Source organism: Nocardia speluncae NBRC 108251, from assembly GCF_001613245.1.
Lineage (GTDB): Bacteria > Actinomycetota > Actinomycetes > Mycobacteriales > Mycobacteriaceae > Nocardia > Nocardia speluncae.
The window spans coordinates 156,583-178,860 of record NZ_BDBZ01000009.1 but is presented as its reverse complement, the minus strand read 5'-3'; the positions used below and the strand labels follow the sequence as shown (position 1 = coordinate 178,860).

Genomic DNA, 22,278 nt, shown 5'->3' with positions numbered 1-22,278 from the left:
GAGCGACCGCGCTCCCCGCTCAGGGTTCGAAGACCTCCGCGCGTCAGGAACCGGGAGGTTGCAGGGACAGGCCGCCGTCCGCCGTCCAGAGTGCCCGCGTCGCGTCGAGCGCGACTGCCTCGGATACCGGTAGATCGGGTGATTCGACGAAGGTCGTGAGTAGCTCTTCGAGATACCGCGCCAGCAGTTCGACGGTCTGCTGATCGTGGCGCGCAGCTTCGGCGCGCACCGTGGCGTGCAGGCCACCGTCACCCGCGGAGCCGAACGCAAAGGCAAGCCGGTGGGCGATACCGGGCGCGGAGTCGGTGATCCGCGCGGCCACCTCGTCGTCCAGCCAGAACTGCTGTGGCGGGCAGAGTTCGCCGAAATCCACGACGGCCCGGCACAGGTCGTACGGTGAGCGCCCGGGGCATACGGCCGCCGCGACCCCGTCGATCAGCATGTCGTGGCCGCCGTACACCCCGAACGCGGTACCGCGCGCCCGGTCCAGAACGGCGCGCAGAGCCGGGTCGCCCGAGAGATCGTGGCGCAGTACCACGGCCGCGGACAGTGGCCCGACCACCTCGGATACGGCACTGTCGGCCCGGCCGGACAGCGGTGCCCCGAGCGCGATATCGACGCCCGCTCCGAGGGCGTGCATCAGGGCGGCGACCACCGCCTGGTAGAGCATGTATTCGGAGGCACCGACCGTCTCGGCGTGAGCACGTAACCGCCGGCGCAACGCGCTGGGCACCGTGAACTCTGCCGACCGCGCAGGCACGGCAACCGGGGAGGCCGAGAGATCGGGCAGCCCGCGCAGCCCCGCTCGCAACTGTTCCAGCTGCGGTCCCGCCGATTCGACGACTGCCGACTGCCACAGCGTGTAGTCGGCGTAATCGACGGCCGGTCCGGACCAGCGGGGCGCCGACCCGTTACCCACGCGACTCCGGTAGGCCGTGGCCAGGTCGGTGAGCACGATCCGCAGCGACCTTTCGTCGGCCACGAGCCGGTCGGCCGTCAGTTCCAGGACGTGCTGGTCCGGGCCGAGGATGCCGAGCCGAGGATGCAGCAGTGGTCCCGCCGCACGATCGAACCGGGGCGCCGGCCGGGGCCACTGCTGCTCGACGACCTCGATCACTGCCGGATCGGGTAGCGGTCCCGGGCGAACGGCTTGGTACCACTCGTCGTCCGCGGTGGCCGGGACCGTCCGCAGAATCTCGTAACGCTCGAACACATCGTGAACAGCGGCTGTGAGCGCGTCCCGGTCCAGCGGGCCGTCCAGGTGGGCCACCAGCCGGGCCGGGCCGATATCGCCACCGGCCAGGACAGCTCGCTGGTTGTAGGACAGCGGGATTCGCTCGGGCCGCGGGCGGCGATCCAGTTCGGGCCGGCCCGTCGCGGTGACCGGTGTCGCGTCGACGAGCGCCGCCAGCCCCGCGACCGTCGGAGTGTCGAACGGCGCACGCACATCGATCTCGACGCCGAACTCCTCCCGGATCAGCAGTATCAACCGGTTGGCCAGCAGCGAATGCCCGCCGAGTTCGAAGAACGAATCATCGGCGCCGATCTCCGCGCAGCCGAAGAGTGCGCCGAACAATTCGGCCAGCCGGATCTCGGTGGGCGTACTCGGCGGACGTCGCTCGCCGGTGGCGAACCGGCGCGGTTCGGGCAGTGCGCGTTTGTCGAGTTTGCCGTGTTCGGTGAGGGGAATTTCCGCGAGTACCGCCCACGCGGTGGGCAGCATGTAGTCCGGTAACGATTTCGCGGCGAACGCACGGACTTCGGCTACATCCAGTGCTCCCGCGGCAGGCACCAGATAGGCGGCCAGCCCCGTTCCGGTGACCGGCTCCTGGAACGCGACCACCGCACAGGCCCCGACTCCGGGATGCGCGGACAGCGCCGCCTGCACCTCACCGGATTCGATCCGGTGCCCGCGAACCTTCACCTGTTCGTCGGCACGGCCGGCGAATTCGATCTCACCGCGACTGTTGCGCCGCGCCAGATCACCGGTCCGGTACAGCCGCTGCCCGGGGTGGAAAGGGTCGGCAACGAACCGCTCGGCGGTCAAGCCGGCGCGGTGCAGGTAGCCGCGAGCCAGCTGCGCACCACCGAGGTAGATCTCGCCGAGCACCCCGTCGGGAACCAGCTGTAACCGGTTGTCCAGCAGGTAGACGTAAACATTCCGGTTGGGCACTCCGACGGGGACCACCCCGGCGCCCTGTGGCCCGCGCACAGTCAGATGGGTGGCCGACACCACGGCCTCGGTCGGACCGTAGTGGTTGCGCAGTTCCGCGTCGAAAACCCTGGCGAAGCGATCGGCCACCTCACCGAGCAGCGCCTCACCACCCACCGGCACTCGGCGCAGTGCACGCCATTCGGTCACCTCCGGCAGCATCAGGAAGGTACTCAGCAGCGAGGGCACCATATGCAGCACGGTCACCCCGTACCGGCCGATCAGTTCCGAGATATACGGAATATCGCGCAGCGCATCGGGTTTCGGAATCACCAGGCAGGCGCCGAGAGACAGGGTGAGGAAGATATCGAGCAGGGAGGCATCGAAACTGACCGACGACGACTGCAACAACCGATCCTGCGCCGTCATATCCCATTCGGCACCGAAACCACGCAGGTGCTCGGCGATCGCGGCGTGTGCGACACCGACCCCCTTCGGCGTCCCCGTCGAACCGGAGGTGTAGATGACATAGGCGAGGTTGCCTGGACGAAGTGGCCGCACCCGTTCGATATCGGAGAGGTCGTGGCCGGGCAGACCGGCCGCCCGCTCCTCGGCGGCCGCCAGTTCGGCGCGGCCGAGCACCAGCCGTGGCCGCGCATCCCGGTCCAGGAAGTCGATCCGCTGCTCCGGGTAGGCCGGGTCGATCGGCAAGTAGGCAGCACCCGCCTTCAGCACCGCCAGCACCGCCACCACGAACTCGGCGGAATTCGCGATTCGCACGGCGACGAGATCGTCGGTGCCGATGCCCTGGGCGACGAGTTCGCGGGCCAGCCTGTTCGCCCGGCCGTTGAGTTCGCGGTAGCTCAGTTCCAGATCCGCGCCGCCCGCCGCTGCGGGTGCCACCACGGCGGCGTCGTCCCCCGCGGCCGCGACACGCTCTTCTACCAGCGCGACGAGCGTCGCCGGAGCGTGGGGGACCAGCGCACCGTGCGATCGCGCGAGCAGCGCGGCCCGGTCGCGGTGACCGAACAGATCGAGTTCGCCGATCCGGGCGCCCGGATCGTGCAGGACACTGTCCAGCAGCTGGACATAGTGACCGAGTAGTTGCTCGACCAGCGGCCGGTCCAGTTGTTCGGAGCGGTGATCGGCAACCAGCCGCGGGCGGTCCCGGTCGAGCACCACTGTGATCCGCAGCGGCACCGGCGCATCCGGTGAACCGGACGTCTCCAGGGTCGCACGCACACCGGCCAGTTCCGGTACGGCGATCGGCTCGCGTATGCCGAACCCGATCCGCGCCAACTGTGCCAACCCGTCCCGCGCGCCCGTGCGGTCCGGATTGACCGCATGGACCACCTCGTCGATACCGATTCGGCGATGCGCGCGGCCACCGGCAACCGTGGCGGCGAGGCCGGCGTGGAATTCGGCGAAGCTCTGTTCGGGCCGTGGGGTCGCACGGATCAGGACGGTGTTGCCGAAATAGCCGATCACCCCGGCCGCTCGCAGACCGCGGGTACTGGCGGGCACGGCCACCAGGAAATCATCGGCGCCGGTATAGCGATGTACGAGGGCGGCGAAAGCGGCGAGCAGCACGGTGGTTTCGTCGGTCCCGGCCCCGGCGGCGGCCTCTCGGGCCAGGTCGAGCAGGGTCGCGGGCAGGGGTCGCGACGTATGTTCGACCGTTGCCGGCCCGGCCCCGCGCGGCGCGGGCCGACCGGGTAGTTCCAGCGCCTCCGGCAGCGGAGTCAGGGACTGCCGCCAGTACTCCCGGTCGTCGCCGCCCGCTGCTTCGCCGAACTGTTCGATGAACCGCACCGGTGGTGGCGCCAGGGTCGTGTCGTTGTACGCGACAGACAGTTCGGCGGCGAATATGGATGCCGATTCGTCATCCCAGGCGATCGTGTGCACCACCAGCAACAGCAGGTATTCGCTCGCGGCAAGGCGGATCAGCGTCACCCGCAGTGGTGTTTCGGCGGCCGGGTCGAAGGGCCTGGCCAGTGCCCGCCGGGTGAGCACCTCGGCTCGGCGGCGCGCGGGTTCGGCCGCCAGGTCGCGCAGATCGTGCTCCTGCCATGGCAGGAGCAGGTCGGTGCGCACCTGCTGATACGGTTCGCCGTCGGAGTCCAGGCCGTAGGTGGTGCGCAGGATCTCGTGCCGATCGGTGACGGACTGTACGGCGGCGCGAAGCCGTTCGCTGTCCAGCGAGCCCTGCAATCGGTAGCCGACGGGCAGGTTGAGCGCGGTATCGCCGGGGTCGCGCGTCTGAAGGAACCAGGCGCGGCGTTGCCCGGACGAGAGCGGGTACCGGTTCGGCGGGGTCCGGTCGCCTTCGTCCGGCCGGGCCGCACGGTTCGCGTCGTTGGCGATGATCGACATGATTCTCTCCGGCCCTGTACTCGTTCGATCGGCTGCTCCGGCCGGCGCGTGGGCACCGGCCGGGCGGGCGCTACTCCGGCGTATCGGTCAGATATCCACCGCGCCGGAAGAATTCGGCACCGCTGTGCTCCGCACCGTCGGCCGCGCGGACCCGGGTGATCAACAGGCCGTGGTTGTCACCGCGGTAGGCGTCCGGTCCGCACACCACGACTCCGCCGCCCTCCTGCACGATGACCCGGCCCGGGGTGCCGCCGTAGCGGGCCGCCGACACACTGGATTCCAGGACCTCGATCCGCTCGCCGCGGTAGTGGCTGAATGCGCGGGGGTAGGGCGCGGACAGTGCCCGGACGAAACGTTCGAGATCCGGGGCCTGCTGATTCCAGTCCATCCGGCTGTCCCGGTCGGAACGCTTGTGGAAATAGGTGCGGGCGGCTTTGTCCTGCGGGCGCCACTGCGCGGTGCCGGAGGCGAGTGCTTCCAGCGCTTCGTGCACCGCGCCGGGAATGAGTTCCATCCCGGCGAGTACCAGCTCTGTGCCGGTGGTGTCCGGGCCGATGGGCAGCGAATGCTGCACCAGGATGTCGCCGGTGTCGAGCTGTTCGTCCATCCGGTGCACAGTCAGGCCGAATTCGTCGGCTCCGCTGATCAGGGCCCACAGCACCGGGGAGAAACCGGTGAATTTCGGCAGCAGCGAATCATGCAGGTTGAGGGTGCCGTGGGTGGGCATGGTGTACAGCTCGGGCGGCATCCAGGTGTACCAGCTGTTCACCACGATCACATCGGGTTCGGCGCGTTTGACGAGGTCGATCGTCTCGGTATCGGCCCGTTCGGTGAGATGGACCGGGATCCCGTGTTCGCGGGCCAGTTCCTCCACCGAATCCGACCAGATCCCCTTGTAGGAATCCTCGCTGGCGGGATGGGTGACCGCGAGCACCACCTCGTGCTCGGAATCGATCAGCGCCTGCAGAGTCTTTCGGCCCCAGGTCTGGAACCCGAACGACACGATACGCATCAACGAACCTCATCTATATGTTGCTGGGTAAAAGTAAGGCAAGCCTAGCCTAGGTAAGGCTCGTCAGTGTGTCCGGACGTGCTCCGGCAGTTCCGAGTGCGCCGCCGTGCCCGCCAGTGCCGGTGCGCTCGCCAAGATCCGGTCGGAAAGTTCGCCCAGGCAACTGAGATTCGGGAATCCCGGCCCTTGCGCCAAACCGGCCATATTGGGCAGGTACAACTTCGCGGGTAAACCCTCGACCGTCAGATCGAACCCCATCACGGCCTCGATCCGCGCCTGCGTGACCGGGCCGCCCACAGCCAGTTCGAACAGGTCCGCAACCTCGTCGTCGAACAGGTCCAGGAACCACAGCGGCTGACCGCCGATCGCGTCGACCACCAGGTCGAAGGCGTGCGTTTGATCGGGCCGGGAGTCGTTACGCAAGGTCAGCGCCACCCCGTCGCCCTGATCGGCCACCCGGACCACCCGGCCCTGCAAATGATGCACCCGGTTGTCCGCGAGCAGCGTCTCCTGCACCCGCACCGAGAACACGCCCCGGTCCGTCCGCCGCACCACATCCCGGCGTTCGGCGACGCTCAGGGCCCGCCATTTGGCAGGATCGCTGAACAGCGAGTTCTCGAAATAACTCTCACCCCGCGTGTAGATGGTGGCCGCGGGCGAGATCACCGACACCGTCAGCACATCATGGCGGACCAGTTCGTCCATGGCCGAACCCGCTGTCTCACCGCCACCTATCACCGCGGCCCGGGAGGACGCCGGCAATTTCCGCCTACCCGCCAGATCCCAGAAGTCGGCGATACTCAACAGCTTCGGATGCTCGGCCAGCGCCCGCCTGCTGTCACCCGGACCGGTGATCATCAACCGCTGCGCGTCGATCTCGGCGGTTTCCCCGTCCGCACCTTCTACAGTGACCCGCCAGCCGGCACCCTCCGCCCGAATGGTGCGCACCCGGCCACGCACCACTTCCACCCTGGACTTACGTGCCACCCACTGTAGATATTTCGCCCAGAGGTTGTGTTCCGGACTCGGCCGTCCGCGATCCACCCATTCCGCGTAGGTGCCGCGATCGATCAGGAAGGCCGTCCACCCGAAGCCCATCATGGCCTGGTTGACGGCGTGATTGTGGCCGCGCGCCCAGGTCGAGTGATACGGGAAGCCGATATCTTTCTCCGGGCTGGTCCCCAGCCGGTGCCTGCCGTCGGTCCACCCGCCGGTCGCCAGCCAATTCCCGCCCACCGCATCGGGTTCGACCACGGTGACATGCGGCGCCGGCAGACCCATTTCGCGCAGCACATACGCCTTGGCCGCAACCGCCATGGCTTTGGGGCCCGCACCCACCACCAGAAGTCTGTCCACTGGTTCTCCCACTTTCCCGACAGCCCGATGGCGTCGCGCCTCGTTCTACACGGCGGCGCCTGTCGCACGGGACAGGCCGAACCACCCGAGTTCGCATAGGCTTACCTTACATCAGGTTGGGTGACGAAACCTTCGGTCCGATCGGAGAATAACGCGAATGCTCAGCCGAAAAGCCTGTGAACAGCACGAATACCGGGACCTAAGGCGCGATTCGCGAGCAGCCCCAAAGCACAGCCCGCCGCGCTCAGGATTCGATGATCAACCGACCCTCGGAGGTCCACCAGCCCCGATGACCTGTCCGGAACAGGCGCGCGTCGGGTTCATACGGATCACCGACGAACCGCTCACGTTCGAGATCACCGGCGAATTCCGCCCCCAGCGCGCGGCCGCCGACGTGAACATCACCGACGACACCCGGCGGAACCAACCGGCCCTCATCCAGCAACAGCACCTTCGCACCGGGCACCGGACGGGTCCAGGCGGTCGCCGCCAGCGGCCCGCGCGCGACTGCACCCAGGTAGGCAGAGGCGTGATAGGCGACGGTCGCCACCGCATCCGGCGACAACCGGCGCACCGCATCCGGCAGCGCCGAACCACCATCGGTGCCGACCAGATCCCAGCGCGCCACGGTCGGCATCCGGTCTGCCCCGGACTCGGCGAGACAGATCGGAAGTTCGGCCTCGGCGACTATCTGCGATACCGCGTGGGTCTCGATGAGTGCGGCCAGTGCAGCCGGGTCGCGGCGCTGCGCTTCGGTCGGCACCACGACCGACGCACCCGAGGACCAGGCCGCCAGCAGGTCGACCGTGTTCTGCGGATCGCCCCACGGCAGTGCCAGCAGCCGGACGTCCGCGGGCCGCATCGCGGGATCGACCCGGCGCAGGCGGCGGTCGGCGGCGACACCGCGGCGGTCGGCAACGGCTACCGCGAGTGCATCGGCGCCGAGCAGCAGACCGGCGCAACCGAAACGGCCGGCACCGACCCGGGAGGCCGTGACGAATTCGGCGAGCAGCGCGGCGAGTCCGGTGGGGGTGGGCAGCGCGGACGAACCACGTACCCCTTCGATCCCATCGAGCCGGCCGAACAATTCACCGTAGGTCACCACATCGCCGCCACAGCGGGCGGCAACCCGCGTACCGGGCACCATATGACCGTGCCGGATCACGGTAACCAGTGGGGACAGGTCATACGGTTCGACACCGGTGGCCCATTCGCCCAGGATGCGTTCCCGTTCACCGGCTGTCGGGCTCGCAACGACGAGCGAATCGATTCCCCGGATATCGTCGACGACGGTCATCGGTCACCTCCTGGCGCGGGCAGCACTCGGGCACCGACCACCATCGGATCGCTCACCACCGCTCCCGCTTCACTGCTCGGCACGGTCACCACCGAACCCTGACACCCTTACACTTAGGCTTACCTTACATTGCGAGAGTGGGATTCTCCATACAAGCATCTTCCATTTTCATCTCACAATTCGCTTAGGCTAAGCTAACATCTTCACCAATGTCGCGCGAACAGGATCCGTCCGATACACGCAAACGGACGGACTCCCCGCCCCGGCAAGGAGTCTCGACAAACCCCGACACCACATCGAAGTTAGGTTACGCTAACCTGCATGGGTAGAGGCGGTAATGGCGTAATCATGAAGGTGTGGCGGGCCGAGGACTACCGGCTGACAGTCACTACCACCGAGCGGATCACCGACAAATACATCCGCATCGGTTTCACTGCCGGCGGGCTGCTGAACGACCATCCCGTTCATCCCACCCAGTTCATCCGGTTGTGGATTCCGGACGCCGAAACCGACAAACTCCACCACCGCGGCTACACCCTGATCGACCAGGACCCCGGCAACGACCACTTCTACATCGAATTCGCCGTCCACACCGGCCCGGCCGGCGCATGGGCCGAGCGCGCACAGATCGGCGAGGTCATCGAAACCTCCGTGCTGGGCTCGAACTTCGAGCTGCCCGCCACCACCCCGGGCGAATACGTGATCTTCGGTGACAGCGCGTCGCTACCTGCGGTGAACACCCTGCTCGAAGCCATCGGCAACACACCGGCACGGGTATGGCTGGAATGGCAATACGAATCCGACCCCACTCTGCCGGTACGCAACAAACCGCACCACACGGTGACCTGGCTCCAGCGCGTCGACGACGGCCGGGCCATACGCGAGGCAGCCCAAGGACTCACCGTCGCCCGGGATGCGTTCGCGTGGGTCGCCTGCGATGCCGCCACCACCCGCGCCGTGGTGAAAACTCTGCGCGGCACGCTGCCGAAAACCCAGATCAAAGCACAGGGTTACTGGAAATAGCCGACCGGTCCACCCCGAAGCCGCCCGGGTCGCGCCGACTATGCTGCGACGATGCGAAGAAGGCAGCAGCCCCCGCTGCCGAAGCGGTACGGGCTCGACCCGGCCCGGCTACGGCTCCCCGAAGAAGGTAACTGGCCGAGCCTGCGCGAGCATCTGATCCACCGATTGCCGCGAGTCGAACCCGCCCGCATCGACGAAATGCTGCGCGCCGGCGAGATCGTCGATCTGGAAGGCCCGCTCGGCCTCGACTCCCCCTTTGTTCCCGGTGGCGCGGTCTGGTTCCATCGCGACCTCCCCGCCGAGCACCCGGTCCCGTTCGATATTCCGATCGTCTACCGCGACGACACCATCCTGATCGCCGATAAACCCCACTTCCTTGCCACCATCCCGCGCGGCAGCCATATTCTGCAGACCGCGCTGGTCAAACTGCGCCGCGAACTCGACCTGCCCGATCTGATTCCCGCGCACCGCCTCGACCGCGCCACCGCCGGGCTGATGCTGTTCGTGATCGATCCGGCATCTCGCGGCGCCTATCAGACGATGTTCCAGCGCCAACACGTCCGCAAGGAATACGAGGCCGTGGCCGGATTCCGGCCCGGCCTGGATTTCCCGGTCGAGCTGGTCAGCCGGATCATCAAGGAAAAACACATCCTGGCGGCACAGGAGGTTGCGGGCCCGCCGAACGCACGCACCCGCATCGAACTTCTCGAACGGCGCGGTGAACTCGGCCGCTACCGGTTGCACCCGGCGACCGGGCGCACCCACCAGCTGCGCCTGCATATGAATTCGCTCGGTATCCCCATCCTCGGCGACGATTTCTACCCGGTGCTCACCGATAAACAGCTCGACGACTACCGCCGCCCGCTCCAGCTGCTGGCCGCGACCCTGGAATTCACCGATCCACACACCGGTGAGCTCCGGCGGTTCGAAACCAGGCGATCGCTCCAAGCATGGACGGACCCCGACGGGTGGGCCGCCGGACCGGCGGTGCTCGCCGAGGCCGCCGCTCCGGCCCCTGGTCACGCCGGTGGACCGGGATCAGGCCATGCCGGTGGGCCGGCCTGAAGGCCGGTGAACCGAACCCCAGGCCGCGGTGCTGGGGCGACCACTCCGGACCGCCCAGGGCCGATCGATCTCGGACCAACCAGGCGAGCTGGTTTCGACTCACTGAACCGGCTGATCCGGGGTGCAGGTGATATCCGTGGCAGGCAGCTGCCCCGTGGCGAGATAGCCATTGATCGCGTTGTTCACGCAACTACTGAGGCCCGGCCGGAACGTGAGGTGGATGCGGATATCGCGCAGGGTCACCAGCCGCGACCCGCTGAGATGCCGGTGTAGCTGAACCGCCCCGCCGTAGGGTGTGCGCGGGTCACCGGTCGCCTGCACGATCAGTACCGGCACCTCATTGCGCACCACGGTTGCCGGCTCGACGGGCGGCGGCCAGAACGCGCACGGCTGAATATTGTTCGCCAGCGCCCCGAACAGCGGCTGAGCGACGCGGGTGGCGTCGACGTTGCGCCGGTACCACTGCGGATCGTCCGGTGCGTCGGAGTCGCCGCAGGCAACGAACATCAGTTCCGAGTTCTCCCCGGTGAACAATGCCGCGAGCAGGTCCGCGAGCCCGGATTCGGCCGAACTCCGGGTATCACCCGCGGTGGCGTCGGCGATATCGCGCACCGTCGCGGCCAGTGTTTCGTTCACCTGGTAACCACGCAGCAGGTTGTGCAGGATGAACGGGAAGATATGGTCGTCGATCGGGTAGCCGTCGACCATGATCGGCTCCCGGGCCGTCCGCTGATAGAGCGCGTCCACCGTCGCGCGGACCTCCGGCGCGGTCGCGCCCAGACGGTAGGTGGCGTCGCGGGCCGCGGCCCAGCGGGCCCAGTCGTCGAATGCGATCTCGTCGGCCGGGCCCCAGTCCTGGACGAGGCCGGTCCAGTAGCGGTCCGGGTCGATCGCGCTGTCGAGCACCATCCGGTCGCTGCGGCGCGGGAACATCTCGGTGAACACCGCGCCCAGATACGTCCCGTAGGACAACCCGAAGTAGTTGATCTTCTCCTCCCCCAGCACGGCGCGGATCAGGTCCATATCGCGCGCGGTATTGCGGGTCGTGAGGTGACGCAGCTTCTCGGTATCACCGTCCAGGCAGGCCGCGGCCAGCTCACCGGCGAACATCACTTCTTCGTCGAAACCGGCCGGAGTCGGCCCGGCCGACCGAACGGCCTCCGAGACCGGCCAGCCGCAGGGCGCCGCAGGGTCGGAGGCACCGATACCGCGTGGGTCCATGCCGATCAGGTCGTACTGTGCGAGCACGTCAGGGCTCAGCACATCCCCCAGCAGCGCCGGGCTGTCCAACCCCGCCGCCCCCGGGCCGCCCGGGTTCGACATCAGGATTCCGCGCCGCCGATCCGGGTCGGTGGCCGGTACCCGGGAGATCACCACGGTCAGCGTGCGCCCGTCGGGGTCGGAGTAGTCGAGTGGGACCACCACGTCTGCGCATTCGACACCCGGGGTATCGACCGAGGGCGTATCGCACAACTGCCAATCCAGTTCCTGGCTGTAATACGGAATACGCATCCGATCACCGGCCAGCACCGGCGCCACGGCCACCAGCACGATCACCGCGAGCAGCCACCCCACCGCCCGCCACCGGGCACGCCCGGAACGCCGCTCGGCGTCCGTTTCGCCGGTCGACATCACAACCCACTTTCCCCGGAAACCGCTGGTTGTACCGCTGGGCACGATCGAGCTCGCGGCCTTGCCGCGCCGCATATGCTAATCGAGGCGCCGGGGACCCGCCGGATGAACGCGGTCGCCCGGCACGTCCCCCCAAGTGCCCGCGGCCGATCCGTACACTGGGCCGAATGCTCCACCCGGTTCCCGAGAAAACGGCTGCTCCGCGGCGCAAAATCCACGCCTACATCGATGTCGCGGTCGTGGTGGTGGTACTCGTCTGCACCAACCTGATCGCCCACTTCACCACGGCGTGGGCCAATATCGTCAGCGTCCCGGTTGCCGCCCTCGTGCTGCTGGCATTGATGCGCCGCCGGGGGCTGCACTGGTCGGAGCTCGGCCTGTCCCCACGGCATTGGCGCACCGGAACCACATACGCCTTCGCCGCGGTCGCAGTGGTGCTGGCCGCGGTCGTCATCGGCGCCGCCCTCCCCCTGACCCGCCCTTTCTTCTTCGCCGACCGTTACGCCACGATCTCCGGCGCCCTCATCGCCTCGATGATCGTCATCCCCCTGCAAACCGTGATCCCGGAAGAACTCGCCTTCCGTGGCGTCCTCCACGGCACCCTCGATCGGCTGTGGGGTGCCCGGGGCGTTTTCGCCGCCGGTTCACTACTGTTCGGCCTCTGGCATATCGCCTCGTCCTTCGGCCTCACCACCGGCAACCGCGGCCTGTCCGGTTTACTCGGCGGCGGCCTGCTCGGCCAGGTCACCGGAATCCTGCTCGCCGTAGCCGCCACCGCAGCAGCCGCCGTGGTCTTCACCTGGCTCCGCCACCGCAGCGGCAGCCTGCTGGCCCCCATCGCCCTGCACTGGGCGGTCAACGGCGCCGGCGCACTCACCGCTGCCTTCCTCTGGCATACGACTTTGGCCTGACCCCGCGACCGCGCCGAACCGCTCGATATCGCTGGCCCGTGGTCCCCCGCCGGATCAGTCGAGGGTGTCAGCAGTGTTCGCAGATCCCGGTGGCGGGCAGTTGGATGAAACAGCTCTTGCACACGACCGTCCGCGACTCGGTTTTCGGCGGCGCCGGCCTACTCGCGGCGGACCCATCGCTGGAGCGTCGCGCCGACCCGCCCCGCGGAATCAGCGGCGGAGTGCCACCGTCGGCGGGAACATCGGCACCGTGCGCCGCATAGCAGGCCCAGCGGGCGTACGCGGCGTGGGTTTCGATATCCGCCGGCACCGGCAGCGCAGCCAGCTCCAGCACATACTTGTAGCTGTCGCTCACCTTCAGATTCCGCTTCACGCACAGCGCGGTCAGCGGCGGCTCCCCACCGTTGTGGCAGCGCCGGGCCACCTTCCGCAGAATCGCATCCATCCAGGTGCGGGTCGGTGCGTCGGTACGCACCCCCGACATCTCCTGGACCCGCTCGGCCAACTCCTGCGCCGTGACGTAGTACCCGTACTCCGTCGCGGTCTCTGTCAGCACTTCATGAGCGGCCATCGCCCAGGCCACTGCGGCATCACGGAAGGCGACCGCCGTTCCGTCCTCGCTCCGCCAGGCCCCCGAAATCGTTGTCGCAGCGTCCCTCATAGCCCGTACACTGTAGCGCCAACCGTTTCCGGGCGGTCAACCGCCCTCCCTACAGCACATTTCGATCTGCCGCCGCCGAATTCTCTTGCCGGCCATCACCTCGCAACAGCTGAGTGCGCCGTAGAACCGGAGCACCCTCGACAGGAATAGAGGCCCGTCCATGGAACGCCGGAGCGTGCACCTGATCATCGGTGGCTGGACCAGGTGTAACCGGAACTGGGCACCGTGACGGCGATGGTCAGGTCCGAGATCTACCGCGCGTATCGGGCCGGTCACCGCTGTAGCCGTTTCGATGCCGGGCGATCACCGGAAATGGACTGGTCACGGCATATTCTGCCGGAATGACATCCAACGAAACACACTACGAGGGGCCGTTGCATCGTTTGGCTCAGCGAGCGTGGCAGGCGATGCTGATCATCGGCGTGGTGTCGGTGGCCGTCGGTGTTCTGGTTCTGCTCTGGCCCGGGCCGACGATCGTGGTATTGGCCATCCTGTTCGGTATCTACCTCCTGGTGTCGGGCGTATTCCAGCTGGTAGCGGCGTTCGGACAGCATGTATCGAGCGGCTGGCGGGTCATTCTGATCATCAGCGCAATACTGTCGTTCGTCCTGGCCTTCTTCGCACTTCGCCATCTCGGTGACGCCGTTCTGCTGATGGCGCTGTGGATCGGTATCGGGTGGTTGTTCCGGGGCGTGGCGGTCATTGTTTCCGCCACCGAGGCGCCCTCGGGCACACCCGGTCGCGGCTGGAACATCTTCTTCGGCATTGTGCTGCTGATCGGCGGTGGCATGCTGATCGTCTGGCCGTTCAACTCCGTCACCGTCCTGACTTTGGTGGCCGGATGGTGGTTGATCTTCATGGGCCTCGTCGAGATCGTCGGCGCATTCCAGGTGCGCGGCGACGCGAAACAGACACCGAGCGAACTGTAATCGGGCCACCGGCGACCGACGTGGTTGCGCGCTGATAGCCGGGGTCACGCGCCCCCTCGCATCACACAGCCAGGAAATCGGGTTCGACAGCCTCCGCTTCATCTTCCTCGACCGATTCGCCGGTGTTCGACACCTGTTGTCCGGCGGCACGCCGGGACGTCGAGGTCCTACCGAGACCGGGTAGCGACGGATGGAGACCCGGCTGCCCGGTATCCGATACAAGACTCCCGCGCTCCACGTCAGCAATCGGTACTACCCCGGCAGCGTCCGGCATGGAGAGTTCCGTAGCCTCGCCCGTAGCGACCGCTGTCTCGGTGGCCGCGCCGGCCTGACCTTCGCCCGCCTTCAGCAACTCCGGCACCGCCATGCCGGCCATAGGTATGGCAGCCGCGAGCATCGGCAGGAGACTCTCCAACCCGCCGACACCGCCGACCTGGTTCAACAGTCCGTCCAGGTTGGGCACCGTACCGCCGCTGCCATCGGAGCCATTGGCTACCTGGGTGTTGTATTCCGCTGTCATCGAGAGCTGTTCATAGACCCGGGCTACCGCCTGCGATACGCCCTGCATCAGGGATACCTCCTGGGCGGTAGTCAGCTTCCGGCCATCTGCGGCCGACAGCTTCGCATTCAGATCACGCACGATGTTCCCGATTTTGTGCAATGCTGCCTGCTTTTCGGTAGCAACATGGTCCGATGCGGTGACAACCTGACTGTCGCTGTTCCATAAGAAGCTGTACTGCGCTCGAGCGTTGTCCGCGACATCTCGGTACACCGTTGCCATCTTGCTGGTGCCCGTGTCGAGCGGGGCGATTGCCGGTACCTCGACGGAGGGATTCGGCGGTGGCAGGGGTTTTACACCGCCGGCCAGCAGTTCGATCGCCTTCCCGATGGCATTCTCCGCGCAGGCGATATAGGATCGCAGCCCCGGCGAGGCGCCACTCGGGCACACCAATTCGCCATCCGTGATCGGCAGGATTCGTACATCGCCGTCCCCGCACGGGTTCTCGGCAAGAGTTTCTTTGTCATCCTTCCCGCTTTTAGAGCCGTTCCCGCTTTTGGAATCGTTCCCGCCTTTGGAATCGTTCCCGCTCCCTTGGTTCGAAGTCCCGGCCCCTGGAGGCGGAGATGGATCGGGATCGGGATCGGGATCAGATGCGGGCAAAGGATGGGGCTCCCGTTCGGACTCGGGCAAAGGATGGGGCTCCCGTTCGGACTCGGGGGTCACCTTCGTCCCCCCAACGGAAGGACCTTCGCCCCACTTCGCTCCTTCGAACTCGTTGTTTTCGGGTACCGTCACGGGTTCCCCGATACCAGCGATATGACCATCTCCCATTTCATTCCCCAAGGCTAGGAGTTATTTTCCCAATTTTCTCACCCCTCCAGCTGTGGAAACAGCTACCACTCCATCTCGGCCTGTGTCCAAGTACTTATACGTCACACGCCATTCTCTGAGATCGGCATCCGATACTACCGAGCTTCGATGATCAGGGCTATCGACGTAATCGGGAACTCGTAACGACAACGAAGGCCCGCTCCCCAGAATAGGAAGCGGGCCTTACGTTTACGACCTCGCCGAGAAGCAGACCTTACTTGGCCTTCTCCAGGACCTCGACCAGCCGCCACCGCTTGGTGGCCGACGTGGGCCGGGTCTCCATCAGCTGCACGCGGTCGCCGACACCGGCGGCCTCGTTCTCGTCGTGCGCCTTCACCTTGGAGGTGGTGCGGATGATCTTGCCGTAGAGAGCGTGCCGATGACGGTCTTCCAACTCCACGACGATCGTCTTGTTCATCTTGTCGGAGACGACGTAACCGACTCGAACCTTGCGGCGGCCGCGCTCCTGCTCTGTCTCGCTCATGCCGCATCTCCCTTGTCAGCGGGTCCGGTGGCCAAACCGAGCTCGCGCTCACGCATGACCGTGTAGATACGCGCGATCTCATGACGCACCACACGCAGCCGGCGATTATTGGTCAACTGACCGGTCGCCATCTGGAAGCGCAGGTTGAACAGCTCTTCCTTGGATTCACGCAGGCGGGAGACGAGCTCCTCCTCGCTCAGCTCGCGGAGCTCTGCGGCAGGGGTACCGGTTGCCATCAGAACTGCTCCTCCCTCGTCACGATCCTGCACTTCATGGGGAGCTTGTGCATCGCGCGGCGCAGCGCCTCACGAGCAATCTCCTCGTTCGGGTAACTCATCTCGAACATCACGCGACCGGGCTTGACGTTCGCGACCCACCACTCCGGCGAACCCTTACCGGAACCCATACGGGTTTCGGCCGGCTTCTTGGTGAGCGGGCGATCCGGGTAGATGTTGATCCAGATCTTGCCGCCACGCTTGATGTGGCGGGTCATCGCGATACGCGCCGCCTCGATCTGCCGGTTGGTCACGTACGCCGGCTCCAGAGCCTGGATGCCGAACTCGCCGAACGCCACCGAGGTGCCGCCCTTGGAGAGACCGCTGCGGCTCGGGTGATGCTGCTTACGGAACTTGACCTTGCGGGGCATCAGCATTGGTCAGCCCTCCTGCTTTTCTGCCGGGGGCTCGGCCACCGCGGTAGCGGCGCGCCCGGCCTCGGTGCTGGTCGCAGTGGTGCCGGAGGAACCGGAACGACGCGGACGGCTCGGCCGCTCCCGGCGCGGGCGATCGCCTGCCGGGGCGCTGGGGGCGGGCAGCTCACGCTTGCCGCCGACGATATCGCCCTTGTAGATCCAGACCTTGACACCGATACGACCGAAGGTGGTCTTGGCCTCGTAGAGGCCGTAATCGATATCGGCACGCAGGGTGTGCAGCGGGACGCGGCCTTCGCGGTAGAACTCCGAGCGCGACATTTCGGCGCCGCCGAGGCGGCCCGAGCACTGCACACGGATGCCCTTGACGTTCGGCGAACGCATGGCCGACTGGATGGCCTTACGCATCGCGCGACGGAACGCCACACGGTTCGACAGCTGTTCGGCGACACCCTGAGCAACCAGCTGGGCATCCGATTCGGGGTTCTTGACCTCGAGGATGTTCAGCTGGACCTGCTTCTTGGTGAGCTTCTCCAGCGCGGCGCGAATCCGGTCGGCTTCGGCGCCACGGCGACCGATGACGATGCCGGGGCGCGCGGTGTGGATATCGACGCGGACCCGGTCACGGGTGCGTTCGATCTCCACCTTGGAGATGCCGGCCCGCTCCATGCCGGTGCTCAGCAGTTTGCGGATGGCGACGTCTTCCTTGACGTAATCCGCGTACTGCTTATCGGCGTACCAACGGGACTTCCAGTCGGTAGTGATACCGAGGCGGAAGCCGTGGGGGTTGATTTTCTGTCCCATTTACTTTGCCCCTCCCTTCCGGCGGCCACGAGTGCCACCGGCGGTGGGGACGCTCTCGACCTCGATGGTGATGTGGCTGGTGCGCTTGCGGATCCGGAACGCGCGGCCCTGGGCGCGCGGCTGGAACCGCTTCATGGTCGCGCCCTCGTCGACATACGCCGTCGAGATGACCAGGGTGTCGGGGTTGAGGCCGAGGTTGTTCTCGGCGTTCGCCGCGGCACTGGCCACGACCTTGGCGACCGGCTCGCTGGCGGCCTGCGGGGCGAACCGGAGCAGGTCGAGCGCATCGGAGACACGCTTGCCGCGAACGAGGTCCACCACTCGGCGGGCCTTCATCGGGGTCACGCGCACGTGCTTGGCGGTCGCGCGCGCAGTCGGATTCTGAGTTTCTGTGCTCATCGCCGCTTGCTCTTCCGATCTTCCTTGACGTGGCTGCGGAACGTCCTCGTCGGCGCGAACTCACCGAGCTTGTGCCCGACCATGTTCTCCGAGACGAACACCGGCACGTGCTTGCGACCGTCGTGGACGGCGAAGGTGTGGCCGATGAAATCGGGGGTGATGGTCGAACGACGCGACCAGGTCTTGATGACCTGTTTGGTGCCCTTGTCGTTCTGCACGTCCACCTTCGCCTGGAGGTGGTCGTCGACGAACGGGCCCTTCTTGAGGCTGCGTGGCATTTCTTACCTCCTCCTTAGCGCTTCTTGCCGGTGCGGCGGCGACGGACGATGAGCTTGTCGCTCGGACGGTTCGGCTTACGGGTGCGGCCTTCCGGCTGCCCCCACGGCGAGACCGGGTGGCGACCACCGGAGGTCTTGCCTTCACCACCGCCGTGCGGGTGGTCGACCGGGTTCATGACGACACCACGGACCGTGGGGCGGCGTCCCTTCCAGCGCATACGGCCGGCCTTGCCCCAGTTGATGTTCGACTGTTCGGCATTGCCGACCTCGCCGACGGTGGCGCGGCAGCGCACGTCGACGCGGCGGATTTCACCGGAGGGCATACGCAGCGTGGCGTAGGGGCCTTCCTTACCCAGCAGCTGGATGCTGGCACCGGCCGAGCGGGCCATCTTGGCACCGCCGCCGGGACGCAGTTCCACCGCGTGGATGGTGGTACCGGTGGGGATATTGCGCAGCGGCAGGTTGTTGCCGGGCTTGATATCCGCGGTCGGACCAGACTCGATCTTGGTGCCCTGCACCACGCCACGGGGGGCGATGATGTAGCGCTTCTCGCCGTCCAGGAAGTGCAACAGCGCGATATTGGCGGTGCGGTTGGGGTCGTACTCGATATGAGCGACCTTGGCCGGTACACCGTCCTTGTCGTGCCGGCGGAAGTCGATCAGCCGGTAGGCGCGCTTATGACCGCCACCGCGATGACGGGTGGTGATCCGGCCGTGGCCGTTACGGCCACCGCTCTTGGTCAGCGGGCGAACCAGCGACTTCTCAGGGGTCGACCGAGTGATCTCGGCGAAGTCCGAGACGGACGACCCGCGGCGGCCCGGAGTAGTCGGCTTGTATTTACGGATTGCCATGAGTTCTTCTCTGCTTTCTGGATTCCCCGCCGCTTACGCGACCGGGCCTCCGAAGATCTCGATGGGCTTGCTGTCGGCCGAGATGGTCACGAGCGCGCGCTTGGTGTCCTTGCGCTTGCCGTAACCGAAGCGGGTCCGCTTGCGCTTGCCCTGACGGTTGGCGGTGTTGACGCTGGTGACCTTCACCCCGAAGACCTTCTCGACCGCGATCTTGATCTGGGTCTTGTTGGAGTCGGGGTGCACGATGAAGGTGTAGGTGCCTTCCTCGATCAGCCCGTAGGACTTCTCCGAGATGACCGGCGCCAGCAGGATGTCGCGCGGATCGGCGATGGTGCTCACTTGCTCTCCTCCTGTGCAGCCTCAGCCGGGCCGTGCACGAAGGCATTGAGCGCCTCGACGCTGAACACGACTTCGTCGCTGTCCAGAACGTCGTAGGTGTTCAGCTGGTCCGGTGCGATGGTGTGCACGTATTCCAGGTTGCGGGCACTCTTCCAGGCGTTGACGTCCTCGCGGCCGACGACCAGGAGGAACTTCTTGCGATCCGAGAGCTCGGACAGGAAGGTCTTCGCGGTCTTGGTCGAGGGGTCCTGGCCCGCGACGAGTTCGCTGATCACGTGGATCCGCTCGCTACGCGCCCGATCCGACAGCGCACCACGCAGGGCGGCCTGGATCATTTTCTTGGGGGTGCGCTGGCTGTAGTCGCGCGGCTTCGGGCCGTGCACGATGCCACCGCCGGCGAACTGCGGAGCGCGGGTCGAACCCTGGCGGGCGCGGCCTGTGCCCTTCTGCCGGTACGGCTTCTTCCCACCGCCGCGGACTTCACCGCGGGTCTTGGTGGAATGGGTGCCCTGGCGGGCAGCGGCCTGCTGGGCCACAACCACCTGGTGCATCAGCGCGATATTGGCGGTCACATCGAAGATCTCCGCGGGGAGATCGACGGTGCCGTTGCTCTTGCCACCGAGTTCTTTGACCGGCAGCGTCAGATTCGCCTTCTTCTCGAGGCTGGTCATGCGTGCGCACCACCCTTCACGGCGCTCTTGACGATCACGACGCCGCCCTTGCGACCCGGGATCGCTCCCTTGATCAGCAGCAGCCCGTTCTCGGCGTCCACCTTGTGAACCGACAGGTTCTGCGTGGTGACGCGGTCGTTACCCATCCGGCCCGACATGCGCATGCCCTTGAACACGCGGCCGGGGGTGGCGCAGCCACCGATCGAACCCGGGCGACGGTGCACGGCCTGCGCACCGTGGGAGGCACCCTGGCCACTGAAACCGTGGCGCTTCATGGTGCCGGCGAAGCCTTTGCCCTTGCTGGTGCCGGTGACATCGACGTAGGTGCCCTCTTCGAAGGCATCGGCCGAGATCTCCTGGCCGACCTCGAAGGTGGCGGCATCCGCGATGCGGATCTCCGCGACGTGCCGGCGCGGGGTGACACCGGCCTTGGTGAACTGACCGGATTCCGGCTTGTTCACCTTGCGGGGGTCGATGGCGCCGAAGGCGACCTGCACGGCGCTGTAGCCGTCGCGCTCGACGGTACGGATCTGGGTGACCACGTTCGGTCCGGCCTTGACGACGGTGACCGGGACGACCCGGTTCTTGTCGTCGAACACCTGGGTCATGCCCAGTTTGGTGCCCAGGATGCCGGCCGCGGGCCTGCTCTTGTTGTCAGTCATATCGAGAGTCCCCGTCACTGGATATTGACGTCGACGCTGGCCGGCAGATCGATGCGCATGAGGGCATCGACCGTCTTCGGCGTCGGGTCGAGGATGTCGATCAGCCGCTTGTGCGTGCGCATCTCGAAGTGCTCGCGCGAGTCCTTGTACTTGTGCGGCGAACGGATGACGCAGTACACGTTCTTCTCGGTCGGCAACGGCACCGGCCCGACGACCCGGGCCCCGGTGCGGGTCACCGTTTCGACGATCTTGCGTGCAGACGCATCGATCGCCTCGTGGTCATAGGCCTTGAGCCTGATGCGGATCTTCTGTCCCGCCACGCTAAGTGTCCTTTTCTCCGCTTTCGTCCGTGATCCGGATACCGGCTAGGGCGTCCGTACCACCTTCATTTGCACAGCCCGAACACACGATGACGTCTCAGTGGAGACCACGACCGGGGACAACCCAGTCCGTGCCGCTGTTCATCTGTCATGGTTCTCCGGTCCACGCGGTCGGGCGTGTCGCCATTCCGCTCATTCCTCGGCCCCGGAAGAAAACTTCGATCGTGGCCGGCGGAACTTCGTCCCGGACGTACCCGCACCGCATTCGGTGAGGTACTCGCTGGTTTTACTCACCCCGCCCAGCCGTGTCATTTCATGGAAACGACGGCGACCCGGGGCAAGGCAACCCGAACAGTATGCACGAGCCCCCCGAGGGGTTTCAAATCGGGGTCGACCGAGGTCCGGCACTGCGTCGACCATACCGCCGAGGCACTATCTTACCGCTGAGTAAGATAGTGGCATGACGAACCTAACCGGCACCTACCGTGGCTGGCGCAAACTGCCGGACAACGCCGTCGGCCACGGCCTGTTCTCCCTGTCGATGGTGGCCCGTGTCCCCTATTTCGCCACGGTCCTGCCCCGGGTGACCCGGCTGGAACCCGGCCTGTGCGAGGTCAAGGCTCCGAAATGGTTCGGTGTCCACAACCACCTGGGCACCTTCCATGCCATCGCGGCCTGCAACCTGGCGGAGATCGCCATGGGCATGCTGAGCGAGGCCACAGTTCCCGACACACACCGCTGGATTCCCAAGGCGATGCAGGTCCAGTACCTCACCAAAGCGACCACCGGCCTCCGCGCGGTCGCCGAACTCCCGGAAATCCCCGACTTCGCCGCCATCGTCGAAGGCCGCGACGTGACCGTCCCCGTATCGATCTTCGACAAAACCGGTCGCGAGGTCGTGCACGCCGACATCACCACCTGGGTGACCCCCAAGAACTGACTCCGAACCCGGACCCACCCCCATCCCCACGTAACCAACGGCGGTGCCGAGTTCAGCGAGGCCCTGAAAGGTTTCGGCCCGTCCAAGGGGGGCCGAAA

At 66.5% G+C, this 22,278-nt stretch carries 23 protein-coding genes; 5 read left to right on the top strand and 18 right to left on the bottom strand.

The genetic code is table 11. The features are described from left to right. Nucleotides 1–43: 43 nt before the first annotated feature. The 4 genes from NS6_RS12950 to NS6_RS12935 form a co-directional block, all read right to left on the bottom strand. Complete coding sequence (locus NS6_RS12950; RefSeq protein WP_068040994.1) at nt 44–4,525, bottom strand: non-ribosomal peptide synthetase; 4,482 nt, start codon at nt 4,523–4,525, stop codon at nt 44–46. 70 nt (nt 4,526–4,595) lie between these two features. Continuing rightward, on the bottom strand, nt 4,596–5,537 hold the full coding sequence (locus NS6_RS12945; RefSeq protein ID WP_068040992.1) for a methionyl-tRNA formyltransferase: 942 nt from the start codon (nt 5,535–5,537) through the stop codon (nt 4,596–4,598). A 63-nt stretch (nt 5,538–5,600) separates the two neighbouring features. Next, a complete protein-coding gene (locus NS6_RS12940; protein ID WP_068040990.1) occupies nt 5,601–6,893 on the bottom strand; it encodes a SidA/IucD/PvdA family monooxygenase in 1,293 nt (430 codons plus the stop codon). A gap of 244 nt (nt 6,894–7,137) precedes the next feature. Continuing rightward, on the bottom strand, nt 7,138–8,190 hold the full coding sequence (locus NS6_RS12935) for an AMP-binding protein (protein ID WP_068040988.1): 1,053 nt from the start codon (nt 8,188–8,190) through the stop codon (nt 7,138–7,140). Nucleotides 8,191–8,511: 321 nt separating this feature from the next. Between NS6_RS12935 and NS6_RS12930 the strand changes: the two genes are divergently transcribed. After that, nucleotides 8,512–9,213 (top strand): siderophore-interacting protein, encoded by a 702-nt coding sequence (locus tag NS6_RS12930; RefSeq protein ID WP_068040986.1) that lies wholly within the window; start codon nt 8,512–8,514, stop codon nt 9,211–9,213. A gap of 51 nt (nt 9,214–9,264) precedes the next feature. Next, complete coding sequence (locus tag NS6_RS12925) at nt 9,265–10,278, top strand: pseudouridine synthase (RefSeq protein WP_084471009.1); 1,014 nt, start codon at nt 9,265–9,267, stop codon at nt 10,276–10,278. A gap of 99 nt (nt 10,279–10,377) precedes the next feature. On the opposite strand, the gene NS6_RS12920 is transcribed toward NS6_RS12925, so the two are convergent. Next, nucleotides 10,378–11,910 carry an alpha/beta hydrolase gene (locus NS6_RS12920; protein ID WP_068041060.1) on the bottom strand — a complete coding sequence of 511 codons (1,533 nt, stop codon included), beginning with the start codon at nt 11,908–11,910 and terminating at the stop codon, nt 10,378–10,380. 167 nt (nt 11,911–12,077) lie between these two features. Here NS6_RS12920 and NS6_RS12915 point away from each other — a divergent pair, with 167 nt between their 5' ends. Next, complete coding sequence (locus NS6_RS12915) at nt 12,078–12,821, top strand: CPBP family intramembrane glutamic endopeptidase (RefSeq protein ID WP_068040984.1); 744 nt, start codon at nt 12,078–12,080, stop codon at nt 12,819–12,821. 67 nt (nt 12,822–12,888) lie between these two features. Here NS6_RS12915 and NS6_RS12910 read toward each other — a convergent pair whose 3' ends face one another. Beyond that, nucleotides 12,889–13,482: a hypothetical protein gene (locus tag NS6_RS12910; RefSeq protein ID WP_245669302.1), complete on the bottom strand. Its 594-nt coding sequence runs from the start codon at nt 13,480–13,482 to the stop codon at nt 12,889–12,891. A gap of 341 nt (nt 13,483–13,823) precedes the next feature. Here NS6_RS12910 and NS6_RS12905 point away from each other — a divergent pair, with 341 nt between their 5' ends. Continuing rightward, a complete protein-coding gene (locus NS6_RS12905) occupies nt 13,824–14,411 on the top strand; it encodes an HdeD family acid-resistance protein (RefSeq protein WP_068040982.1) in 588 nt (195 codons plus the stop codon). Between the two features lie 61 nt (nt 14,412–14,472). Here the strand turns inward: NS6_RS12905 and NS6_RS12900 are convergent, their stop codons facing one another. The 12 genes from NS6_RS12900 to rpsJ form a co-directional block, all read right to left on the bottom strand. Beyond that, on the bottom strand, nt 14,473–15,708 hold the full coding sequence (locus NS6_RS12900; protein WP_157112741.1) for a hypothetical protein: 1,236 nt from the start codon (nt 15,706–15,708) through the stop codon (nt 14,473–14,475). Nucleotides 15,709–15,997: 289 nt separating this feature from the next. After that, entirely contained in the window at nt 15,998–16,267 is a 270-nt protein-coding gene (gene rpsQ, locus NS6_RS12895) for a 30S ribosomal protein S17 (protein WP_068040979.1), read from the bottom strand. Continuing rightward, nucleotides 16,264–16,503, bottom strand: a complete 240-nt coding sequence (rpmC, locus tag NS6_RS12890; protein ID WP_068040977.1) for a 50S ribosomal protein L29 — start codon at nt 16,501–16,503, stop codon at nt 16,264–16,266. The genes rpsQ and rpmC overlap by 4 nt, the downstream gene beginning before the upstream one ends. Further along, nucleotides 16,503–16,919, bottom strand: a complete 417-nt coding sequence (gene rplP, locus NS6_RS12885; protein ID WP_068040975.1) for a 50S ribosomal protein L16 — start codon at nt 16,917–16,919, stop codon at nt 16,503–16,505. Before rplP ends, rpmC begins: the two co-directional genes overlap by 1 nt. Before the next feature lie 3 nt (nt 16,920–16,922). Then, nucleotides 16,923–17,720, bottom strand: coding sequence for a 30S ribosomal protein S3 (rpsC, locus tag NS6_RS12880; protein ID WP_033244238.1), 798 nt, complete (start codon nt 17,718–17,720; stop codon nt 16,923–16,925). After that, nucleotides 17,721–18,119 (bottom strand): 50S ribosomal protein L22, encoded by a 399-nt coding sequence (gene rplV / locus NS6_RS12875; protein ID WP_030522694.1) that lies wholly within the window; start codon nt 18,117–18,119, stop codon nt 17,721–17,723. It abuts the gene before it with no gap. Then, nucleotides 18,116–18,397: a 30S ribosomal protein S19 gene (gene rpsS, locus NS6_RS12870; RefSeq protein ID WP_030522695.1), complete on the bottom strand. Its 282-nt coding sequence runs from the start codon at nt 18,395–18,397 to the stop codon at nt 18,116–18,118. The genes rplV and rpsS overlap by 4 nt, the downstream gene beginning before the upstream one ends. A gap of 14 nt (nt 18,398–18,411) precedes the next feature. After that, on the bottom strand, nt 18,412–19,248 hold the full coding sequence (rplB, locus tag NS6_RS12865; RefSeq protein WP_068040973.1) for a 50S ribosomal protein L2: 837 nt from the start codon (nt 19,246–19,248) through the stop codon (nt 18,412–18,414). Nucleotides 19,249–19,281: 33 nt separating this feature from the next. Further along, nucleotides 19,282–19,587 carry a 50S ribosomal protein L23 gene (gene rplW, locus NS6_RS12860; RefSeq protein WP_030522697.1) on the bottom strand — a complete coding sequence of 102 codons (306 nt, stop codon included), beginning with the start codon at nt 19,585–19,587 and terminating at the stop codon, nt 19,282–19,284. Continuing rightward, on the bottom strand, nt 19,584–20,258 hold the full coding sequence (gene rplD, locus NS6_RS12855; protein WP_068040971.1) for a 50S ribosomal protein L4: 675 nt from the start codon (nt 20,256–20,258) through the stop codon (nt 19,584–19,586). The genes rplW and rplD overlap by 4 nt, the downstream gene beginning before the upstream one ends. Next, nucleotides 20,255–20,920, bottom strand: a complete 666-nt coding sequence (gene rplC / locus NS6_RS12850; protein ID WP_068041057.1) for a 50S ribosomal protein L3 — start codon at nt 20,918–20,920, stop codon at nt 20,255–20,257. Before rplC ends, rplD begins: the two co-directional genes overlap by 4 nt. A gap of 14 nt (nt 20,921–20,934) precedes the next feature. Then, nucleotides 20,935–21,240 carry a 30S ribosomal protein S10 gene (gene rpsJ / locus NS6_RS12845; RefSeq protein ID WP_003938093.1) on the bottom strand — a complete coding sequence of 102 codons (306 nt, stop codon included), beginning with the start codon at nt 21,238–21,240 and terminating at the stop codon, nt 20,935–20,937. 460 nt (nt 21,241–21,700) lie between these two features. On the opposite strand from rpsJ, the gene NS6_RS12840 reads away from it, so the two are divergent. Then, nucleotides 21,701–22,180: a hotdog fold domain-containing protein gene (locus NS6_RS12840; RefSeq protein WP_068040969.1), complete on the top strand. Its 480-nt coding sequence runs from the start codon at nt 21,701–21,703 to the stop codon at nt 22,178–22,180. Nucleotides 22,181–22,278 lie beyond the last annotated feature (98 nt).